Raw genomic sequence first — 21,157 nt, 5'->3', positions numbered from 1 at the left:
AAAATCTTTGACGTCGACCAATCTTGCAGGAGTACGTAACGTATGAGATGACCCTGCCACGAGGATGGGAATGAGTGAATCCTGCTTATGCAACGACCCGTGGCTCCCCCCTCCTAAATGCGTTGGAGCGCACTCCGACAAAAATTCATAGCCTTTTGCCGCAGTTAAGACCACAACGGGAGCAGTCTGAGAAAACAGAGCTCCATATAAGCGTGCAAAAGCATCTGGGTATGTGTCGAACGTCAGCGAATCGCCGTCACAGCTGACATCCAGAACCGTCGAATCCCCTTCAACGCTCCAGGATGAACCGTACGCATCACGATAAGCACCGTTCCTCCAATAACGCATCATCTCATTTGAGCCGCCCCGCCGAACTACCACCTGCTCATTTTCCTTCCACGCGATCAGATCAATCCGCTGATCGATGGAAACCGCATCGACAATTGGCATAAGCTTGCTCGTATCAACAGGATACAGATACGTCATCCGTTCATTGTTGCAGATCACCACGTCCATCTGTGCTGTTACTTCTGCCCCGAGTGGCTGGATCGAAAAACCCCGTAACAAACGCTCTAATGGAATGTTATGGTCGTCACTCTCTCCGATGATTGTCTGCCCATGGTCACTGATCAGGATGCAAACATTTCGTTCCAGCATCTGCTCCCAAGAATCAAAGCTATCCAGAAAACGAACCAGATGCGTGTCCACATCGGCTAAATGCGAAACAGCATCTAGCGGTGATTTATGGAGCTTATGATCGTTTTCGGGCAAATATACGAGCGTAAAATGCGGCTGTTTTCCGCTGCGAATGACTTCAATCAGGACATCGATCGCGTACGTATCATTGATCCCATATCCTTCTGTCAGTGTCTGTGCCATGTTCCACGTGATTGGGCGGAAAATATCCGGTCGTACCAAGGTACCCAAACTCATAATGGTAGGTCCACTTACTTTCTCCCGCAGCTTAAAGGACGTGAGGGCGTCGAGCACAGGAGGCATATGTACCTGATGTTGTTTGTGTCCTCGATGGGCAATCACGTTGATCGAGCCAGACACGAGCTTGTTCTCCTCGAGCACCTCATGAATTGTCCGTACCTCTTTACTCAAGTGTCTCTCGTTCAAATCAAAGAGCACATTGTTCGCACAATGCGCGACCCCGATCTTTTTAACGGGTATAGCCCCATTGATGTAGTTGTACATTTTCCTTTTAGCAGGATCGTACCAGACCAGTCCCGGGACTTTATGTTGATCTGGATATACGCCTGTTATCAGTGAGCAGTCAATGGAAGCCGTCATCGTTGGAAAAACAGTGACAGCATCAGGGATATACTGCCCGCGCTCCATCAGAAATTGCAATCCAGGCGCTCTTTTCGCTGCGATGCATCTCTCCAGGACATCTGGCATCATGGAGTCGATCAGGAAGAGAATTACCTTTTTCATCCGTCTGCCATCCTTAGTCTGTCATGTCGTCGTACATTGTAGTGTTCGATTTGGTCTTACCTGTTATTCGCTGAGAAAGAAAAAGCCCTACTGCTACAATCACGAGCAGAAGGGCGAGATAGACGTTCTTTACTTGGTTTGATATGTGAGCGTATTGACCCCATTCTTGTTTTGCAACTGCAAGGTAGGGTGGCTTTTTAAGTAAGGAGCGAGAGCGACGTAATCTTTTTCCCCGATCGTGCTATCCCCCAATAAATGCTGCAAGACAGCCGCTTTTATCTGCAAACCATCCGGTGCTTGCTTGAAGAGCGGATCTACCGTCGGAAATGGGACCCCATTGATTTCAGTGTCGCCATTCTCATCGTTTAGCTCCCATGTCTGAACGTTGAGCGAGTGCAATGCTTCTACGACTTGTGCTGCGTAATCCTCTACCTGCATGTCAGGCGTAAGACCAATGTGGTTGACGACCGTATGCTTCGGTGTGAAATATTCATTCAGCGTCAGCTTCAGGGCATCCCCCTCGGAAAGAGGAATGACTTGCTGTGCGCTTCCTTTCCCATAGGTCTTGGTACCAACCAGCTTGGCGATGCCGTGATCCCGCAACGCTCCAGACAGCAGCTCAGACGCAGATGCAGTTCCTCCGTTGACCAAAATCCGTACCGGAACACCGATGTCATGTCCGTTCCGTACCCATGTCTCCACTTCCACTCCATTGCGGTTGGTTGTGTACATGAGTAAACCCTCCTCCATAAAGAGGCTGGCAATGTCGCGAGCAGTCGAAAGGTAACCGCCCCCATTGTCGCGTAAATCGAGGACGATCCCTTTCAGGGGCTGGCCTGAACCAGCAAACTGTGCAAGCTTGTCCCGCATTTGGATTGCTCCGTCAGATCCGAAGGTTTCGAGGCTGATATAGCCAATTGATCCTTTGGAGAACAATTGACCCTCAGCTTCGGGCAGTTGAAGCATAGCTCGCTTCAGCTTTACTTGAAACTCACGTTTTTCCGAAGGACGATAGACAGTGAGGACTGCTTCGCTACCCTCTCCGCCTTTCAAATAAGCATAAGCTTCCTCGAAGCTTTTGCCGACCAAAGAAACTTCCCCTACCTTCAGCAACTGATCGCCTCGCTTGAGCACAGTTGCGGCTGCTGGTGAACCAGGCACAATCTCCCGAAGAATCAACTCATTGTTTTGCATCCGCATCCGGAAACCAAACCCGACAAACTGGTTCTCCACATCCGATTGAAACAGACGCAGCTCGTCCGAAGTAAAAAAGACGCTGTGCGGATCACTTAGTGTAGAAAGCATCCCATCAATCGCCCATGTATTGATCGTCAAAGCATCCCATTTCCCTTTGGTTTGCCATTCTGCCATCCGCTGCTCCATCTCTCCTAGCGTGTCGTCCTCAGGAGAAACAGTTAGACTCAGATGTTGTTTCTTTTCAGCCTGATCGCTGATTGCTTGCAGGGCACCCTTTACCAGCTGTTTTGCTTCTGGCTTGCTTAAATGACTCTCCATGACGTGCAAAAACACTTCTTCTGTCTCCAAGTAGGGTCTTTCCGCTGCCTGCACCGGAATCGCTGTCGCGAAAAGCAGAGCAGCCAACACCCATTGACTCAACCGCTTCATGGGGTCACCTCTTTCCGAACATCATCAGGGATGGAAACTTTCACATTTGCTGTCAGATCGTAATTGTCCGTACCAGAGAAAGCCACATATTCCTTGCTCTCGTAAATTTCCTCGTAGCGCCAAACATGCTTGACCAACTCATCGCTCTGGCGGTCAATGTAATATTTATTCATATAGAGGGGAACGTTCTTAATCTTTCCGCGACCAAGAGTAACGTTCTTTGCTTTTTCTTCGAGAACTTCTCCTGGAATCCACTCCGTAATGATGTCATAGCGGCCAAACGACTGCTTGTAATAACGTGCGTGCAAATTCGATTGACGCTCCTTGATGCTTTGGGCACCTACCCACTCATGTACAAAGTCAAGAGAACCTGTCTGATGCTTATCCCATGACTGTTTATTGGAATCGTAGGTGTACTGAATCTTTTTTTGACCGTCAGTGTATGTCTCCAGCTTGTCTGAGACCAGCTTTTGTGGAGATTGATAAAATCCTGACGTACGGCTAGCGTTTCTTTGCGCATCCACATCTTGCGTGTACGTAAAGGAGAAGCCGCTCAGGAAAGCCTCACCCTTCACCTGATAAGACGAAGCTCGATCCAAATGATTCAGAGTATAGGCCAAATCGGTTGCGATGGATGACTGCTCCTTGATGGAATTCAGCTCTTGTCCCAACAGCTTGACTAACTGAACCATGCGCTCATCTGTTGTTTTTGGCTTTTGCGCAGCGAGTACTGTCTCCGCTTCCTGCGTGCGTCCCTCCTGCACCAAGTAGTAGGCTGAATTCAGCAGCGCTTCAGGATGTTTAGAGGCAAATTTCTCATAACGGCTAAGTGCCTTATCCGTATGCCCTGCCTTAATCTCCAGCGCTCCCAAGTAGATCGACAACGCTTCCCACTCTTTTGTATCCTGCTTCAGCTTTTTCTCATAATCACTCAAGCGTGTCAGCACTTTGTCGTATTCACGAGTGTCCGATGCACCTAGTTGCAGGGCGATGTCATACACATTTGCACTAAGCAGACGCAACGTATCCGGCAAGATGATTTTATCTTGGAAATAAGCATCAATGGCACCAAATGCCTCATTCAGATTGTCCGTCAACGGCGTAGAGGGGTTCCAGCTTAAATAGAAATGCACGCCAATCTGATTGGAAAAAGAATTGGCAGCCAGCTTGCTCAACGCACGGTAGGTATCATCTGTATCTTCATGATTTCGAATGGCTTCCACTGCCGTGACATACGATTGTTCATCTGTTGTTTTGGAATCCGTATACGTCACGAAAAGAGGGAATAGCTCCTGAATCTCCGGAACCATCGGAAACTTCGAACCATCGAAATCAAGCAACGGCAAAATCGTATCCTGCACCAAATAGGTCATCAAACGATCGGCCGCTACTGCTGCTTCTCCCCGTTTTAACAGGTCAGTACGCTCACCCTCGATCCAGCCCCAGTTGTTCACCTCGCTCCATGCGTTTTGACTGTCACTTGTCATGGTGAACATCTGCAAGAGCTTGGCTGCTTCTTCATGGGTAATGGGCTGGTTCGGCTTCATTTGTTCGCCTGGAAACACTTGTTGAATCGCATCGGGACCATACAATCGATCCAAGATATACGACACACGCAAGGTAGGTGAGTACATCCAAGTCAAGCGATCAACGTCTTTATAAGGGAGATACGGTTCTTCAAAGCCCTCGCCTCTACTCCACTCCGCATGCTCCGAGAGAAAGGTAAGCGGGTATAGCTGATATTGGCCACCATTGTAAAGACGGTCGATCAGCGCCACAAATTCGGCTCTCGTCATATCGCGATTCGGATAAAACAGCGGTGCTTTGCTTCCAGCCGCGAAAAGTCCCGCCTGAACTCCACGAATAATCGATGTTTTTGCCCAATGCTTGCTGATATCTCCATACGGCATGAAGCCCCCAGCCGCTGAGGAAAAACCGGGGGTCATCAAAGTAGCAGCAAGAAGAGTACAAGAAAGGGTCCGTAATAGTTTTTGCACATGCAATCCTCCTACACTTCAACTGGCAGACAAAAGACCGTTTGGCCTACGCCTGGTCTTCTACACAAATTGGAACGGATCGGTGTGCACGGTAGATGCGACGACTTCCGTCTGGTAGCCGTTTGCTTTCAGCTGTTCGATTAGATACGCCGCCAGTTTTTGCTTCATGATCTTCTCGATGTTGTGACCTGCATCAATAATGGAGAGTCCGTCTGCCTGCGCATCGTGTGCGGTATGATAGCCGATGTCGCCAGTTACGTATACGTCAGCACCTTTGAAAATCGCTTTAGATGCAAAGGAGCTGCCATCACCGCCGACCACTGCTACCTTTTTCACCTGCGCATCCAGATCTCCCACTACACGCAGGCCTTTCAAAGAAAAGCGTTCTTTTACCAACTCTGCCAGCTCGCGCAACGTCATCGGCTCTGACAAAAGACCAATGCGTCCGATCCCGTAACCCTGGCCCGACTGTTCGAGTGGAATGATATCGTACGCCACTTCTTCGTAAGGATGAGCGCTCAGCATCGCCTTGACGACAGAAGACTGTCTGGAAGCAGGCACTACCATTTCCAGCCTGACTTCCTCTACCTTCTCCAGATTTCCAGCAGTGCCGATGTACGGATTGGTCCCTTCCCTCGGCAAGAACGTTCCCGTCCCTTCCGTTTGAAATGAGCAGTGGCTATAGTTACCTACCCAGCCTGCACCTGCCTCAGAAACGGCTTGGAAAACCGCATCACGGTGAGTAACTGGAACGAAGACCACTAGCTTCTTCCACGCCTCCCGTTGAAGGACATCCAGTACGTCCACTTTTGTCAGTCCGATAGCTTCAGCCAGCCAGTCATTCATCCCCCCAACTGCAACATCGAGATTGGTATGCGCGGTGTATACGGCAATATCGTGCTTGATCAGCTTTTCAAAAACTCGTCCTGCCGCCAGATCCGTACGGATGTTTTTGAGCGGACGATAAATGACAGCATGGTGAGCAACGATCAAGTCTACTCCTTCGGCAATTGCTTCATCGACGACAGATTCGAGAACATCGAGAGCTATCATTACTTTCTTAACCTGTTTTTGCAAAGTCCCCACATGGAGGCCGATCTTGTCACCCTCCATTGCCAACGACTTGGGAGCAAGGCGCTCCACATATTGAATCAAGGTTTGTCCGTGCGCAAACATGCAATCACCCCATCTATCCATTCGACTTCTTCCTTGATCTGTTTGATCCGCTCCGCCGCTTCCGGCTTGTCCGAGCGGCTCAGTTGGGCGAGTACCTTTTCCCACTTTTCCCGTTCGTGCAGCCATTTTTGCACCAAGGCAGGCTGCTTTTGTTCCCAGAGAAACGGACCTACGCGCAACAGCTCTTCTTTCGTGCGTTCCTTGTTTTCATAAGGTAGAGCAACGTCCCCACGCTCCGCCACTAAAATCTCATAAATGATGCCGTCTTCTTCAAGAATCGTCTCGGCAATCAGTCGCCAACCGTGATCAAAAAACCACCGGCGAACGGCCTCTTCCCCCACATTTGGCTGAAGCACGAGTCGTTTTACTCCATTCAGCTTGTCAATTCCTGCTTCTAAAATAGACGCGATCAGTTGTCCGCCCATGCCCGCGATGCATACAACATCGACTTCGCCAGGCTGCAAGACGGCCAGACCGTCCCCTTTTCGCACGGATGCACGGTCGCGGATTTGCAACGTATGTATTTGCTTGAGAGCCGCTTGATACGGTCCTTCATTCAGTTCGCCTGCGATGACATGCGACGCAATCCCCTTTAAAAGTAAATAAGAAGCCAATAACGCATGATCCGACCCGATGTCGGCGACGCGGGCTCCTTCAGGGCAGTAGCTTGCAATCGTCTCCAGACGTTTGGAAATTGTAACAAATGTCATGTGTCTCTTCACCTTCCGTTCCCCCTATTCTACCCTATTTGGGAGCGATTGCCCAATGCTAAATGCCTGATAACCCTTGTGCAAAGAACGACAAAATCCCCGCTCTGCTGTAAGCGGGGATTCCATCTGCCAATCATTAGCAACCAATCTCGCGAGCAATTACATTGCGCAAAATTTCTGACGTTCCTTCTCCGATCTCCAGCAGTCTGGCGTCGCGGAAGAAGCGCTCTACCTGATATTCACGCATGTATCCGTATCCACCGTGAATCTGAATGGCTTGGTGCGTAGCCGACATCGCTACCTCAGATGCATACAGCTTTGCCATCGCTGCCTCTTTCGTAAAGCGACGCCCATTATCTTTGAGCCAAGCTGCTTTGTACACCATATTCCGGGCCAGCTCGATCTGCATAGCCATGTCTGCTAGCTTGTGCTGGATTGCCTGGAAATGGCTGAGAGAATTTCCGAAAGCCGTCCGCTGTTTGGCGTATTGCAATGCTTTATCGTAGGCAGCTTGGGCGATACCCACTGCCATTGCTCCGATCCCGATACGGCCACCGTCAAGAGTGCTCAAAAATTGCTTGAAGCCCTCGCCTTGTTTACCCAGCACGTTCTCTTCTGGAATTCGCACATTCTCCAGAACAAGCTCCGTTGTGTTAGAGCTGTGCAGTCCCAATTTTTCGTAATTCGCCAAAACAGTAAAACCAGGAGAGTCTGTCGGTACGATAAATGCGGTAATACCTCGAGCACCCTTTTCTTTATCAGTAACAGCCGTCAATGCCAGAAAAGATGCGTAGGAAGCGTTGGTAATGAAGCATTTGGAGCCGTTGATGAGCCATCCGTTATCATCGAGAACGGCAGACGTCTTGGTGCCACCTGCATCCGATCCCGCGTTTGGTTCTGTCAAACCGAATGCTCCAAAGCTCTCACCTGAACAAATCTTAGAAAGGTACGTCTGCTTTTGCTCCTCTGTTCCAAACAAGGAAAGTGGCGCGCCTCCCAATGAAATATGTGCGGAGTACGTAATCCCCGTCGAACCACATGCGCGGCTTAGCTCTTCTGTAACAATCGCAAAGCTCGTGGAATCTGCACCCGCTCCTCCGTATTCTTCGGAAAAAGGCAGTCCCATCAAATTCAATTCCGCCATTTGTTTAAAAACGTCTACAGGAAATTGCTTTGTCTGGTCACGCTCGTCTGCCCCTGGAGCCACGACTTCATCGGCAAATTCCCGAATCATTTTCTTTAACATGAGCTGTTCCTGGGTCAAATCATAGTTCATTTTTGAAACCCCCTTGAAAGCGCTTTAGTGTAGTAGTAAAAGCGTGTCCGTCGATTCGACTGAGCGTTTGTTCAGAATACTCCTACCATTATACACCATAGTTGTCTGTCTGTGTGATGAATATTCGGAAACTTAGGAAAGCATGCTCTTTAATGAACAAAAAACACGCCTATTGTCGGCGTGCTCCCAGCAAAATGGCTCCTATAAAGGAGAGTGCTCCCAGTATATACCCTATGCTATAGGTTTTGACACCCATAAGCTGCGCAGCAGTTTCTCCCCCAAGAAAAACGACCGCAAGCAAAATCCCGATCAGGACTTTCCACTTGTTATCCACTCAAATCACCTCAATTTCTCTCTACCCTTTACGATTGTAGCAAACAGTTGCACCCATGAAAACGGGCTTTTCCAAAGAAAAGCCCGTTTACAGACGCAACCACGAGTACCAGTATGTACGAGTAAAGAAGAACAAGGCGGAGGCCAAAAACACTTTAATGAACAGTAATAGCTGAATCAAATCTCGCTTGGCCTCTGGTATGTATAACGACTGAATCTCCGCTCCGAAAAAAGCTGCCAGACCACATACAGCAAAAACCCCTGCCCATTTGGGATTACCGCTGTTCATGAGAAAGCCCAAGCCTGTCAACAAGCAAGCCAATGGTACCCAGTACAGTTCAGATCGCCACCATGTATAATCGCTGCTGACCCGTTCTACTGTCGCGACTCCGTAGAGCAAAGCCAAGCCGAGCATTCCGCAGTAAAGCAAATACGTGTACCCGAATACGAATGCACTCGCGCATAACAGAACACAAATTAGCCCTAGGTAGAACAAGATCATGGGATGCGAGCCACCCAGCTGCGTAATGGAATAGATGCCACCAGCTATTAAAATCAGAAAGGATAGGACTAAAAATAGATGTGTCAATGGAGGAGCAGACCGTCGAAAGACAAGTCCCAGAATATAGAAAACAAGTGCGAAACAGGCAAAGATGGTAATTTGCATTGGGATTTGAAAACGGTTAAAATGAAAAGCAAGCAAGATCAAACCAGCGATGACAAAGGCACCAAGGAGCCAAGCCATTACCATTTTGCCAGTCACGGGAGAAATATTTCTCGTCTCGTAAGAAAAGGAGACGGACGCAGCGCTTCCTTTGTCACTTCCAGAGCCCGCGCTTGCAACCGATTCCGATCTCTTCCTTTCACTCTTGACCACGACTGGCGGAGCCTCGGGACGGTCTCCTTCCGTATACAAATTTAATAGGAAAATGCAGTAATGTTCAGGCAGCAAATGATTCCTCCGCCAGTTTTCGATCTCTGCTATGATGGTTCGTTTGCGCTGGTCGTCCAACGCGGCCCCTCCTTACTTTCGACGAAAACAGTCTTGATTGGTGGAAAAAGAAAAGCCTACGCAGGCTGTACGTAGGCCACATATTACTTATATCGGTTATTCCAAGAAATCTTTTAAGCGCTTGCTTCTACTTGGATGACGAAGTTTGCGCAAAGCTTTAGCCTCGATCTGACGAATCCGCTCACGCGTCACGCCAAATACTTTCCCTACTTCTTCCAAGGTACGTGTGCGTCCGTCATCGAGACCGAATCGCAGACGTAGTACGTTTTCTTCCCTATCGGTCAACGTATCCAGTACGTCTTCCAATTGTTCTTTCAACAGCTCGTAAGCGGCTGCATCGGAAGGTTCCAGCGCGTCTTGGTCCTCGATAAAATCCCCCAGATGCGAATCGTCTTCTTCCCCGATCGGAGTCTCCAACGAAACCGGTTCTTGAGCAATTTTCATGATTTCACGAACTTTTTCTGGTGTGAGATCCATTTTTTCTGCAATTTCTTCTGGCATCGGTTCACGACCCAGCTCTTGCAGAAGCTGACGTGATACCCGTATCAGCTTATTGATGGTTTCCACCATATGCACGGGGATCCGAATCGTACGTGCTTGGTCAGCAATCGCGCGGGTAATCGCCTGACGGATCCACCACGTAGCGTACGTACTGAACTTATAGCCTTTGCGGTAGTCGAACTTTTCAACCGCTTTGATCAAACCCATATTTCCTTCTTGGATCAAATCGAGGAACAGCATACCGCGTCCTACATAACGCTTGGCAATGGATACCACCAAACGGAGGTTGGCTTCAGCCAGACGGCGCTTCGCTTCCTCATCGCCCTGTTCAATACGCTGGGCCAGTTTAATCTCCTCTTCGGCGGAAAGCAGAGGCACACGACCGATTTCCTTCAGGTACATCCTTACAGGGTCATTGATCTTGATTCCGGGTGGAACAGAGAGATCGTCAAAATCGAATTCTTCGTTGTCCTCGTCTTTGATGATCATTCGATCTACTTCTTCGTCGTCTTCATCTTCGTTTTCGTTGTTGTTTATCTCAATGCCTTGATCACCCAGGTATTCAAAAAACTCATCGATCTGATCGGAATCCTGCTCAAAACCTGAGAGCCGATCGGTAATTTCCTTGTACGACAGCGCGCCGCGTTTTTTGCCTAATTCGACCAATTGTTCCTTCACTTGTTCGATGGACATTGCTTCCATGTCTGAAGTGATGTTTTGTTTGTTCATCTACTATCCCTCCTTCCCCGGGAATGATCTGATGCTACCCTTCTTTTAAAGCATTTTCCAATTCAAGAATCTTCATCCCTGTGATGGCTGCTTGAATTTCCAGTTGTTTGCGCGCATCCTCGCTGTCCGCTGCGGCCGCTTGGAGGTGTAAGCTCCGCTGCTCTTCGCGCAATCGTTCCAACTCGGCACGCTTCGGGTAGTTATTCACTTGTTTGATGTAGTCGCCGATCTCTAAATCAGATACGTCTTCCTTACACTCCATCATGGCCAATCCCGAGGCTAATTGCTTTAACGATTCGTCTTGCACGTAATGTATAAACTTTCCAGGGTCTTCCGGGTTTCCCTCTGCGTAGTATGCATACAGGTAGGCAGCTAACGCATCATGTACGTCCACTTGAAAGTGGGCATTGCATTCCTGCTGCACTCGAAGGGCAATATCTGCATTCCTCATCATGTAGTACAGCAACATGCGCTCAGCCGTGTGATAAGCGGGTGGCAGTGTTTTCGCGAGCGTAACTTTGCCATTATTTATACTATTATTCCATGCTGGCGACACTTTATCCCTTTGGCGCTCACTTTTTTGCTGATTATAAGCGCGCTTTGACTCCCATTTTAAATCACCCAGAGTCAGGGAATACTCTTCTGCCAATTGCCGCTGATACAAGTCGCGTTCCACCGGGCTGTCCAGTTCGTTGATGATGTCTACCGCCTTCGCAATCAGGCGGGTTTTATCTGTCTCATCTTTTATTACGTACTGGCTCCGCAAATGTTTCAAACGGAAAGCCGTAATCGGCATTGCCTGTAACAACACCTGCTGGGAAAACGCTTCGGCCCCATGCTGCCGAATGTAATCATCCGGGTCAGTCCCCTGTGGTAAAGGCGCTACCCGCACAATCAATCCTGCTTGTTGCAAAACGTGAATCGCCTTGCTTGTTGCTTCCTGACCGGCTGCATCTCCGTCATAGCAGAGAACGACCGAATCCACATTCCGCCGAAGGATTCGAGCTTGCTGCTCAGTCAGTGCCGTTCCTAACGTGGCAACACCTTGCATAAAGCCTGCCTGCCATGCCGACACCACATCGACGTATCCTTCAAACAACAGTACCTGCTTCCTCTTGCGAATATAGGGGCGAGCACGATGAAGATTGAAGATGGTGGCGCTTTTGTTAAACAGGAGGCTTTCCGGACTATTCAAATACTTGGGCTGCGACTTGGGTTGGGTGTTGTCCAATAACCGACCGCCGAATCCGATGACATTTCCTTGGGAATCGTGGATGGGGAACATGACTCGACCGCGAAAACGGTCAAAAACTTTTCCGGCATCACTTTTTGCTAGTAAGCCTGCTTCCACCATCAGATCCTGGGAAAAATTTCGTTTCTTTAAAAACTGTGTAACGAAATCCCACGAATCCGGGGCAAACCCAATTTGATACTCGGTTAACGTCTGCTGGGACATTCCTCGTTTGGTGAGGTATTTGACGGCCTCCACACCATACGGAGTCTCAGTCAGCACGTAGTGGTACAGCTTTGAAACAAGCTGATGCGCTTCTTGCATGGCTTGTCTCGCCCGTTTTTCTGGAGAAGCTTCTTCATGCTGTGGTTCTTGCACAGCAATTCCGGCACGCTCTGCCAGTTTGTGGAGTGCTTCAGGGAAAGTTAACTGTTCCAATTTCATCAAAAAGGAAAAGATATCTCCGCCTGCTCCACAGCCAAAGCAATGAAAAAACTGTCGCTCCGCATTCACGTTAAAGGAAGGGCTCTTTTCAGAGTGAAATGGACATAGACCGAGAAAGGCACGACCACTTTTTCTCAGTTGTACATACTCTCCTACAACGTCTACGATGTCGACAGCGGCACGCACTTGGTTTACAAACTCATCAGAAGTGGGACCAGCCATCTCTATCCACCTTTTCAGGAGAATCGAACGACGAGATTATTTAGTTCGTCAAAATTCGTCATTTTCCTTCTTGGGATCGCACTTCTTTTCTTCTTTTTCTCTTTTCTACTTTTCCACATTTCCGTAAGCAATAAACGCTCATCTCTACTCAGATCGTGATTGTCGCCCTACTCGTTTTCTACAAAAAACGCCAAATTCCTTCTTTTGACCTATTTCTTTTCATTTCGCAGGTTATTTTTGCGAATCATTTCCAGGATAATGTTGGCGGTTTCTTCCACTGCCTTTCTCGAAACATCAATAACTGGGCACCCCAAGCGTTCGATAATCTTGTTGGAATACGCCAGCTCTTCCGCAATTCGATCCAGATTGGCGTAGTTAGCCTGTGCTGTCAATCCCAAAGCTTTTAGGCGTTCTGTACGAATGCCATTCAGCTGCTCAGGATTGATCGTCAAGCCAATACAGCGCTCTGGAGGCAATTGAAACAATTCTTCAGGCGGCTCCACTTCAGGAACCAGTGGCACATTGGCGACCTTGAGGCGCTTGTTCGCTAAATACATGGACAACGGAGTCTTTGATGTACGAGATACCCCGATCAATACCACGTCTGCACGAAGCAGCCCACGCGGGTCACGCCCGTCATCGTACTTGACGGCAAACTCAATTGCGTCCACTTTCCGGAAATACTCCTCATCTAAACGACGAACCAAGCCCGGCTTGCCGGTCGGAGGCTCCTGCAGCATGTTTTGTAGCGTTTGCATGAGCGGTCCCATCACATCGATGGCCGGAATACCATGTAAGGCAGCCTGCTGCGTGATGTATGCATTCAATTCCGGAATGACCAGCGTAAAAACGATCATTGCCTTGGACTCTTTCGCGGAAGCAATGATCTCGTCAATTGAATCTTTGTCTTCTATGTAGGGATACTTCTGAACGTCAATCAAAAACCGGTCAAACTGACTAGCTCCAGCACGAACAACAAGCTCGGCTGTTTCGCCGATGGAGTCTGAGACCACGTAGATGAGCTGTCCTTGTTGATTTCCTTGCATCGCTTCTCCTCCTACACTTTCGGTTCGCTGCCCAACTCTACAAACGCTTTGGCGATCGTTGTCTTCGTTACACGTCCAGACAGCTCCATATGCTTGGGATCATCCTCGCTGGGACGAACGACCGGCAGAGAGTCGATCTGGAAGTCAATCAGCTTTTTGGCTGCCGCATACAGCGTTTCCTCAGGAGCGCACGTAATGATATTGGGCATTCGTGACATGATGATGCTGACAGGAACATCCTCCAGCGTCTTGTTGCCGAGCGAGGCGCGCAGAAGGTCTTTTCGCGATATGACTCCAGCCAAGTAGCCTTTCTGATTCACAACGAACAATGTCCCTACATCCTCCAAAAACAGGGTCACTATCGCGTCGTAAGCAGAGGCTGATTCGGAAACAACGATGGGAACCGCCTTGTAGTCATTGACGAGAAGCTTGTGAAGCCGTTCACTTATGACCGAGCTAGCGGGTCTGCCGGCATAAAAATACCCGACCCGAGGTCTGGCTTCTAAATAACCTGACATCGTGAGGATGGAAAGATCGGGTCGCAAAGTCGCGCGGGTCAAATGTAATCGATCCGCGATATGCTCTCCTGTAATCGGTCCTTCATCCTTCACTATCTGTAAGATTTGCTCTTGTCGCTTGGTAAGCTCGATGACCAATCACCCCGGTTCTGTCTGTTACCTCTTCCTAGTATTACTCTATTCGACCTGATATTCCTTCTTTCGCATGGAAAAAAGGTGCCTCCGCCAGTATATAGACGGAGGCAACCAATTATTATTATGCAAAAACGACCTTGGAAAAATCAGCGTAAGCAAAGATGAGTCGAGAGAGACGGAGCAACAGACCGAGTCTGTTCGCCCTTACAGCCTGATCCTCTGCCATGACCATCACTTGATCGAAGAATGATTGGATCGGTTCACGCAGCGTAGCGAGTGTCGCCAGTGCTTTCGCCTGATCAGCCAGGCTATCTACTTCCTGTTGTACGGACAGGTATGCCTGATACAGCGAGCGTTCCACTTCTTCAACGAATAGCGCTTCGTCTACAGCGTTAGCTTCTGCTTTTTGAGCCAGGTTGTTTACCCGTGTGAACTGTTCCACGATCAGCTTGAAATCTTCGTCGCCAACCGCAGTCATCAACGCTTTTGCTTTTGCCATCATTTCTGGCACATAAGACATCTCGGATGACAATACGGCATCAACCACATCGTAGCGTACCCCATTTTCTTGGAGAACGTTTTTCAGGCGAAGCGCAAAGAAATCAACCAGATCTTTTTTCACTTCTTCGACGGTCCGCTTGTTGACTCCTTGTGCTGTATACGTCTCGAGCGTTGCATCCCACAGCTGTTCGAGTGAGAGATGCCAGTTGCGCTCCAGCAAAATCGTAACGATACCAGCGGCCATACGACGCAGGCCATATGGGTCCTGAGAACCAGTCGGAACGATACCGATAGAGAAGATCCCTACAATCGTATCTAGCTTATCTGCCAGACTCACGATTGCTCCCTGTGCAGACTTAGGTGTCTGGTCACCGGCAAAGCGAGGCAGGTAGTGTTCGAATACCCCACTCGCAACGACATCATTTTCTCCTGCTTTGCGAGCGTAGTCTTCCCCCATGATTCCTTGCAGCTCAGGGAATTCACCGACCATATTTGTCACCAGATCGAATTTAGCAATCTCTGCGATCCGGTCAACTTGCTTCGCCTCTTCCTGGCTCACACCAAGCTTCTCTGCGATCTGGGAAGCCGTCTTGCGCACTCGGCGCACCTTGTCTCCAATCGTTCCCAGTTCTTCATGGAAAACGATCGTCTCCAGACGCTTGAGGCAGCTATCGATCGGCAGCTTTTGGTCTTCCACGTAGAAGAAGCGAGCGTCAGACAGACGGGCACGAAGTACTTTTTCATTCCCTTTTGCCACGTTTTCCAGCGCACGTGCATCGCCATTCCGTACGGTCACGAAATGATTGAGCAGTTGTCCTTGCGCGTTTTCTACTGGGAAGTATCGCTGATGCTCTCGCATGGAGGTCACCAGCACCTCGCGCGGAATGGTCAGAAACTCTTCTTCAAATGTTCCGTACAGTGCCGTAGGATATTCCACCAGATGCACGACCTCGTCTAGCAGACCTTCGTCCATTGGAATTTTCCAGCCATTTTCCTGCTCCATGCGGCGAATTTGTTCCACGATGGTGGCACGGCGCTCATCCGGATTGACCATGACATGCTGCTCAGCCAGCTTGCTTGCATATTCGGCTGGGTGATTGATTTCCACTTCCGTCCCGAGGAAACGGTGGCCACGAGTGATGCGTCCACTTTTTACACCGGCGATTTCGAGGTCGATCAGTTCTTCACCAAAGAGCGCGACCATCCAGCGAATCGGACGGACGTATTTCAGATCGTTTGCGCCCCAACGCATGTTTTTCGGAAAGTTCATACCTGCGATTGTCTCAGCGAGCTGTGGAAGCAGATCTTTGGTTGCTTTTCCTACCTCCGATTTACGTGCATGCACGTATTCCACACCGTTGACATCTTTAAAATACAATTGATCTGGTTCTACGCCATTGCTTCGGGCAAAGCCGAGCGCTGCCTTCGACCAGTTTCCTGCATCATCCTGAGCAATCTTGCGTGCAGGCCCTTTTGCTTCGTCGTTGCGATCTGGTTGCTTTTCCGCTAGACCATCGATCAATACGGCAAAACGGCGCGGTGATTCCATGGAGGTGATTTGTTCAAAAGGAATCCGCTCTGCTGCCAACCATTTTTCCACTTTTTCCTTCAACTGCGCTGCTGCCGATGCGACAAAGCGAGCTGGCATTTCTTCGAGACCGACTTCCAATAGCAAATCGCGCTTACTCATTCGAATCCTCTCCTTTCTCCACTACTGCACTGTTTCCTTTTTGCAAAAGCGGGAAGCCCAGTCGTTCGCGCTCTGCGTAGTAGGTCTGTGCTACTTCACGAGACAAGTTGCGCACACGAGCGATATAGCCCGCACGTTCCGTCACACTGATGACTCCGCGCGCATCCAGGAGGTTAAACGTATGGGAGCATTTCAGCACGTAATCGTAAGCTGGATAAACGAGACGTTCTTTCATGAGGCGTTTGGCTTCTGCTTCGTAGGTGTTATACAGATTGAACAGCATATCCACATCAGACAGCTCAAACGTATATTTGGAATGCTCGTACTCTGGCTGGAGGAACACGTCACCATAGGTGTAGCCGTTCACCCACTCCAGGTCAAACACGTTTTCTTTTTCTTGAATGTAGGAAGCGAGACGCTCCAAACCGTACGTCAGCTCTACCGCTACTGGTTTACATTCCAGACCGCCGACTTGCTGGAAGTACGTGAACTGGGTAATCTCCATACCGTCGAGCCATACTTCCCAACCAAGACCCCATGCACCGAGACCTGGATGCTCCCAGTTGTCCTCTACAAAGCGAATGTCGTGCTCGAGTGGTTCAATACCCAGCTGGCGCAAGCTTTCCAGGTACAGCTCCTGAATGTTGTCCGGCGATGGCTTCATGATCACTTGAAACTGGTGATGCTGATACAGACGGTTTGGGTTTTCTCCGTAACGACCGTCCGCTGGGCGACGGGAAGGCTCTACGTAAGCGACGTTCCATGGCTCAGGGCCGATGGAGCGAAGAAAAGTCATCGGGTTTAGCGTACCTGCCCCTTTTTCCACGTCATACGGCTGCACAATCAGGCAATTTTGTTTTGCCCAAAAGTTTTGCAGCGTCAAAATGATGTCTTGAAAAGTCATTTTCATGCTCATTTCCTCCTCAAAATATAAAAACCTCTCGCCGCCTACACCGTCTACATGAGACAGTGTAGGGACGAGAGGATTCTCGCGGTTCCACCCTACTTGGCGAATAGAAGCTTCGCCCACCTTGGATCATAAATTGCTCCAGAACGCCCTTCATCAGCTTGGTGACCAGGCTCCCACTCTCCCTGGTTCGCTAAGACAGCCAGTGACCGACTACTCTTTTCCTTCATGGCAACATTCGGTATCAAGTTTGGTTCTTATCATAACGAAAAGAAAAACAGATGTCAATTACTCGCTATCCGGCATCGGCATTCGTTCTAATTGTTCCAGAAACGAACGACTTTTCAGCCGAAGATCGAGATGCTCATCCATGAAGCTGCGTAGCACATGCTTGAGCTGAGTGCGAGTCGCCTTCTTCACCTCAATATCTCCCAGCCGTTCCAAATCAAATACCTGGAACAGCCTAAGTAGCTTCCAGGTAGATGGAGTCACCGCAATCGCATAGGGATCACTAGGCAGGCAAACAGGGCACAAAAGTCCGCCTTGCGATACGCTGATCGCGTAAGGCTCCCTCTCTGCACCACAGTTTGCGCACGCGGATAATTGAGGCGAGATTCCTGCAACCATAAGCATTTTTGTTTCGAAGATACGGCAAAGAATTTCCGCATCCCGTCCTTCATCCAGATACCGAAACGTATGGAGAAGCAACTGAAACAAATACGGATTGGGCTCACGCTCGTGTGTCAATCGATCCAATAGCTCAGCTATGTATGCGGCATAAGCCGTCGAATTCAGGCTTTGCCGCAGCTCCCGGAACGATTCCATGATATCTCCTTGAGAGAGATCAGGCATACCAGTACCAGGCCCTGCCTTGCATAGATAGTACCCATGTGAAAACAACTGGGAGACGGCAGCCAGTCGGCTCTTGGTCTTTTTGGCTCCGCGTGCCATCAATCCCAATTTACCGCTCTCCCGGGTAAACAACGTCACCACTTTGCTGGACTCACCATAGTCCACACTGCGAATGACAATTCCTTCCCACTTTACAAGCATGCCTGCGAGTCACCCAATTCTTCCTGGGCGAGATCAAAGGAGGCCTCCTCGTTCGTACCATCCGTTTGATGGTGATCCCGGTAGAGAAGGTAAGCATGGATGTCACCGGTTGAAGCGAAAACTCTCCAAGAAAAGTCACGAAGCATGGAGCATCATCCTTTCCTATATCGGGTCTATCCACTTCCTTCTTAGAATCACCTTTGCCCGTTATTCTATGCCTTGGAAAAATTAACACGTATGATTTTGTGAAGGGAGACTTGCCGAAGCTCGTCCTACTCTTCGTTGTAAAAACCAAAGTTACGCAGCATGCGCTCCTGATTGCGCCAGTCTTTCTTCACCTTGATCCACAGCTCCAAGAAGACTTGATCGCCCATCAGACGCTCAATATCTTTGCGGGCACGACGACCGATTTCCTTGAGCATCTGGCCTTTTTCCCCGATCAAAATACCACGCTGCGAATCCCGTTCCACGTAAATGGCCGCGTAGATGTACAACGTCTTGCCGTTTTCTCCACGCTTCATCTCCTCGATGACAACCGCGATGGAGTGAGGCACCTCTTCCCGTGTCAAGTGCAGCACCTTTTCCCGGATCAGCTCAGCGGCTACAAAGCGCTCAGGATGATCCGTCACTTGATCAGCCGGATAGAACATCGGGCCTTCTTCCATTTCGTTAAAAATGGCTTGCATCAACGAGCTGGTGTTGTTGCCTTCGAGTGCAGAAATAGGAATAATCTGCTTGAAGTCATACAATTTACGATAATCATCGATGATCGGCAGCAGCGCTTCTGGATGTACTTTGTCAATCTTGTTGATCACCAAAAACACCGGTGTCTTGACCTGCTTCAACCGTTCGATGATGTACTCATCTCCTGCACCGCGCTTTTCATTCGCATCCACGACAAACAGGACGAGATCGACCTCATTCAACGTATTTTCCGCTACACTTACCATGTAGTTACCCAATTTAGACTGCGGCTTGTGAATACCTGGTGTATCGATGAAGATGACTTGACCTTCTTCTGTCGTGTGAACAGCAGTAATTTTGTTTCGTGTGGTCTGCGGCTTGTTGGACATGATCGCGATTTTATGCCCGACTACATGGTTTAGCAGTGTTGATTTCCCGACGTTCGGCCGTCCAACGATGGTGACAAAGCCTGATTTGAAAGCTTTTTTGGTCTTGCGGTTATCCACGTAAATCCTCCTTGGTGAAAGCCCCAGGAATCAGGGCAGATACTGTCGTTTCCCAAACATCACCGTTTAGGTTTGTTAAAAACACAGGCATTTCTGGCGGACATAGCTCAGCCATAACTTGACGGCATGCGCCACACGGAGATACTGCTTTGGGGGTATCAGCAGCTACTGCGAGCGCCTTGTAGTTCTTGTCTCCTTCGGAAAATGCTTTGAACAGAGCCGTGCGCTCTGCACAGTTGCACAGCGAGTATGCTGCATTTTCGATATTGCCCCCGAGATAGACCTTGCCCTCTTCCGTCAGGAGAGCTGCCCCTACTTGAAATTTGGAATACGGCACATAGGCCCGTTTCCGCGCTTCGATCGCTTGTTTCATCAAAGCTTGTTTATCCATTCTCATCATTCCTCATATCGGTATTCTCTAATAGCGCTCCCTATTTTCAATGGCAAACGTAGAGACACCAAGAGACCAGACTTCTTTCTCTTGTCGAGGAAGCATCTGGTCAATGGTAGTGGAACATGCCATTTTTTAAGAAAGAACCCACTCAGACATTTTTTGATATAGCGGTGGACCGAAGATCATGACTCCGATTACCACAGATACAAAGGCTGCTACCAGTACGGCTGCAGCGCTAGCGTCCTTGGCGATCTTGGCTTTACTATGCCAATCTGGAGAGGCTAGATCCACCACCGCTTCCACCGCTGTGTTTACCAACTCCAAGGCGATTACCAGCGCGATAGAAAAAAAGACCAGCAAAACATCGCTGCGTGGAATTTGCAGCCACCAAGCCGCCGCCAGCACAAATACGGCAGCGGTTACGTGGATTTGCATGTTTCGCTGTGTCTTAACCGTATGGACAATCCCTTGCAGGGCGTAAGAAAAGCTACGCACAAAGCGGTCCCACGCTTTCAATGACATCTCCTACCTCGTCAAGCCAATTTGCTCCAGTACTGCTTCTTGACGGGAAAACATTTCTTTTTCCTCATCTTCACTGCCATGGTCGTAGCCGAGCAAGTGAAGAAAGCCATGCACAGCGAGAAAACCGAGCTCTCGATCCAGCGAATGCCCGTAGTCTTCCGCCTGTTCCTGCGCTTTCGGAAGCGAGATAATGATGTCACCCAGCATGTTCGGAAACTCTTCCAGGTCACTCTCATCCAGGAAGATTTCCATTTCGCCTTCGCCTGGTTCATTCATGGCAAACGACAAAACATCTGTCGGACGATCTACATCCCGATAGTCGCGGTTCAGTTCATGAATCCGTTCATTGCTAACGATCGTGACCACGACTTCCCCACTTACCTCTTCGTGGACAGCTGCAGCCTCGAGGCAACGAGTAATCAAGCTTTGCAAATGCTCATCGATCGGTTCGATATCTTCATGAAGAATTTCTACAGATAACACAGATGCATGATCTCCTTTATC

The 21,157-nt window shown here is 49.2% G+C and carries 20 protein-coding genes (1 of these 20 cut by a window edge); all 20 read right to left on the bottom strand.

Annotation, left to right across the window (positions count from 1 at the left end):
* Positions 1-1,440: the 5' portion of an alkaline phosphatase family protein gene (locus AN963_RS04145; protein ID WP_055743286.1), read on the bottom strand. It extends 33 nt beyond the left edge of the window; 1,440 of the gene's 1,473 nt are visible here — the first part of the coding sequence; its start codon is at positions 1,438-1,440; its stop codon lies off the left edge, out of view.
* A gap of 129 nt (positions 1,441-1,569) precedes the next feature.
* The gene (locus tag AN963_RS04140; RefSeq protein ID WP_055743285.1) at positions 1,570-3,066 is read right to left on the bottom strand and encodes a S41 family peptidase; all 1,497 of its coding nucleotides are present in this window, start codon (positions 3,064-3,066) and stop codon (positions 1,570-1,572) included.
* Positions 3,063-5,063: a tetratricopeptide repeat protein gene (locus AN963_RS04135; RefSeq protein WP_055743284.1), complete on the bottom strand. Its 2,001-nt coding sequence runs from the start codon at positions 5,061-5,063 to the stop codon at positions 3,063-3,065. The genes AN963_RS04140 and AN963_RS04135 overlap by 4 nt, the downstream gene beginning before the upstream one ends.
* A gap of 60 nt (positions 5,064-5,123) precedes the next feature.
* Complete coding sequence (locus AN963_RS04130) at positions 5,124-6,239, bottom strand: Nif3-like dinuclear metal center hexameric protein (RefSeq protein WP_055743283.1); 1,116 nt, start codon at positions 6,237-6,239, stop codon at positions 5,124-5,126.
* Positions 6,215-6,949 carry a tRNA (adenine(22)-N(1))-methyltransferase gene (locus AN963_RS04125; RefSeq protein WP_055743282.1) on the bottom strand — a complete coding sequence of 245 codons (735 nt, stop codon included), beginning with the start codon at positions 6,947-6,949 and terminating at the stop codon, positions 6,215-6,217. Before AN963_RS04125 ends, AN963_RS04130 begins: the two co-directional genes overlap by 25 nt.
* A gap of 136 nt (positions 6,950-7,085) precedes the next feature.
* The gene (locus AN963_RS04120; protein WP_055743281.1) at positions 7,086-8,225 is read right to left on the bottom strand and encodes an acyl-CoA dehydrogenase; all 1,140 of its coding nucleotides are present in this window, start codon (positions 8,223-8,225) and stop codon (positions 7,086-7,088) included.
* 169 nt (positions 8,226-8,394) lie between these two features.
* Positions 8,395-8,559 (bottom strand): hypothetical protein, encoded by a 165-nt coding sequence (locus tag AN963_RS31420; RefSeq protein ID WP_169791905.1) that lies wholly within the window; start codon positions 8,557-8,559, stop codon positions 8,395-8,397.
* An 87-nt stretch (positions 8,560-8,646) separates the two neighbouring features.
* Positions 8,647-9,570: a hypothetical protein gene (locus AN963_RS04115; RefSeq protein ID WP_055743280.1), complete on the bottom strand. Its 924-nt coding sequence runs from the start codon at positions 9,568-9,570 to the stop codon at positions 8,647-8,649.
* Positions 9,571-9,666: 96 nt separating this feature from the next.
* Positions 9,667-10,800 carry an RNA polymerase sigma factor RpoD gene (gene rpoD, locus AN963_RS04110; RefSeq protein WP_055743279.1) on the bottom strand — a complete coding sequence of 378 codons (1,134 nt, stop codon included), beginning with the start codon at positions 10,798-10,800 and terminating at the stop codon, positions 9,667-9,669.
* A 34-nt stretch (positions 10,801-10,834) separates the two neighbouring features.
* The gene (dnaG, locus tag AN963_RS04105) at positions 10,835-12,697 is read right to left on the bottom strand and encodes a DNA primase (protein ID WP_055743278.1); all 1,863 of its coding nucleotides are present in this window, start codon (positions 12,695-12,697) and stop codon (positions 10,835-10,837) included.
* Between the two features lie 209 nt (positions 12,698-12,906).
* Positions 12,907-13,743: a pyruvate, water dikinase regulatory protein gene (locus AN963_RS04100; protein ID WP_055743277.1), complete on the bottom strand. Its 837-nt coding sequence runs from the start codon at positions 13,741-13,743 to the stop codon at positions 12,907-12,909.
* An 11-nt stretch (positions 13,744-13,754) separates the two neighbouring features.
* Positions 13,755-14,399: a helix-turn-helix transcriptional regulator gene (locus AN963_RS04095; RefSeq protein WP_055743276.1), complete on the bottom strand. Its 645-nt coding sequence runs from the start codon at positions 14,397-14,399 to the stop codon at positions 13,755-13,757.
* Positions 14,400-14,517: 118 nt separating this feature from the next.
* Positions 14,518-16,587: a glycine--tRNA ligase subunit beta gene (gene glyS / locus AN963_RS04090; protein WP_055743275.1), complete on the bottom strand. Its 2,070-nt coding sequence runs from the start codon at positions 16,585-16,587 to the stop codon at positions 14,518-14,520.
* Positions 16,580-17,497, bottom strand: coding sequence for a glycine--tRNA ligase subunit alpha (glyQ, locus tag AN963_RS04085; protein WP_083496781.1), 918 nt, complete (start codon positions 17,495-17,497; stop codon positions 16,580-16,582). The genes glyS and glyQ overlap by 8 nt, the downstream gene beginning before the upstream one ends.
* 285 nt (positions 17,498-17,782) lie before the next feature.
* Positions 17,783-18,547 (bottom strand): DNA repair protein RecO, encoded by a 765-nt coding sequence (recO, locus tag AN963_RS04080; protein WP_055743274.1) that lies wholly within the window; start codon positions 18,545-18,547, stop codon positions 17,783-17,785.
* On the bottom strand, positions 18,538-18,693 hold the full coding sequence (locus AN963_RS30060; protein ID WP_083496780.1) for a YqzL family protein: 156 nt from the start codon (positions 18,691-18,693) through the stop codon (positions 18,538-18,540). Before AN963_RS30060 ends, recO begins: the two co-directional genes overlap by 10 nt.
* 126 nt (positions 18,694-18,819) lie before the next feature.
* Positions 18,820-19,737, bottom strand: a complete 918-nt coding sequence (gene era, locus AN963_RS04075) for a GTPase Era (protein WP_055743273.1) — start codon at positions 19,735-19,737, stop codon at positions 18,820-18,822.
* Complete coding sequence (locus AN963_RS04070) at positions 19,730-20,128, bottom strand: cytidine deaminase (protein WP_055743272.1); 399 nt, start codon at positions 20,126-20,128, stop codon at positions 19,730-19,732. The genes era and AN963_RS04070 overlap by 8 nt, the downstream gene beginning before the upstream one ends.
* A gap of 135 nt (positions 20,129-20,263) precedes the next feature.
* Positions 20,264-20,647, bottom strand: coding sequence for a diacylglycerol kinase family protein (locus tag AN963_RS04065; RefSeq protein ID WP_055743271.1), 384 nt, complete (start codon positions 20,645-20,647; stop codon positions 20,264-20,266).
* 9 nt (positions 20,648-20,656) lie between these two features.
* Complete coding sequence (gene ybeY, locus AN963_RS04060) at positions 20,657-21,136, bottom strand: rRNA maturation RNase YbeY (RefSeq protein ID WP_055743270.1); 480 nt, start codon at positions 21,134-21,136, stop codon at positions 20,657-20,659.
* Between the last annotated feature and the right edge of the window lie 21 nt (positions 21,137-21,157).

Origin of the sequence: Brevibacillus choshinensis, from assembly GCF_001420695.1 — a bacterium.
GTDB classification, from domain to species: Bacteria; Bacillota; Bacilli; order Brevibacillales; family Brevibacillaceae; genus Brevibacillus; species Brevibacillus choshinensis.
This window is presented reverse-complemented; position numbering and strand designations above follow the sequence as displayed.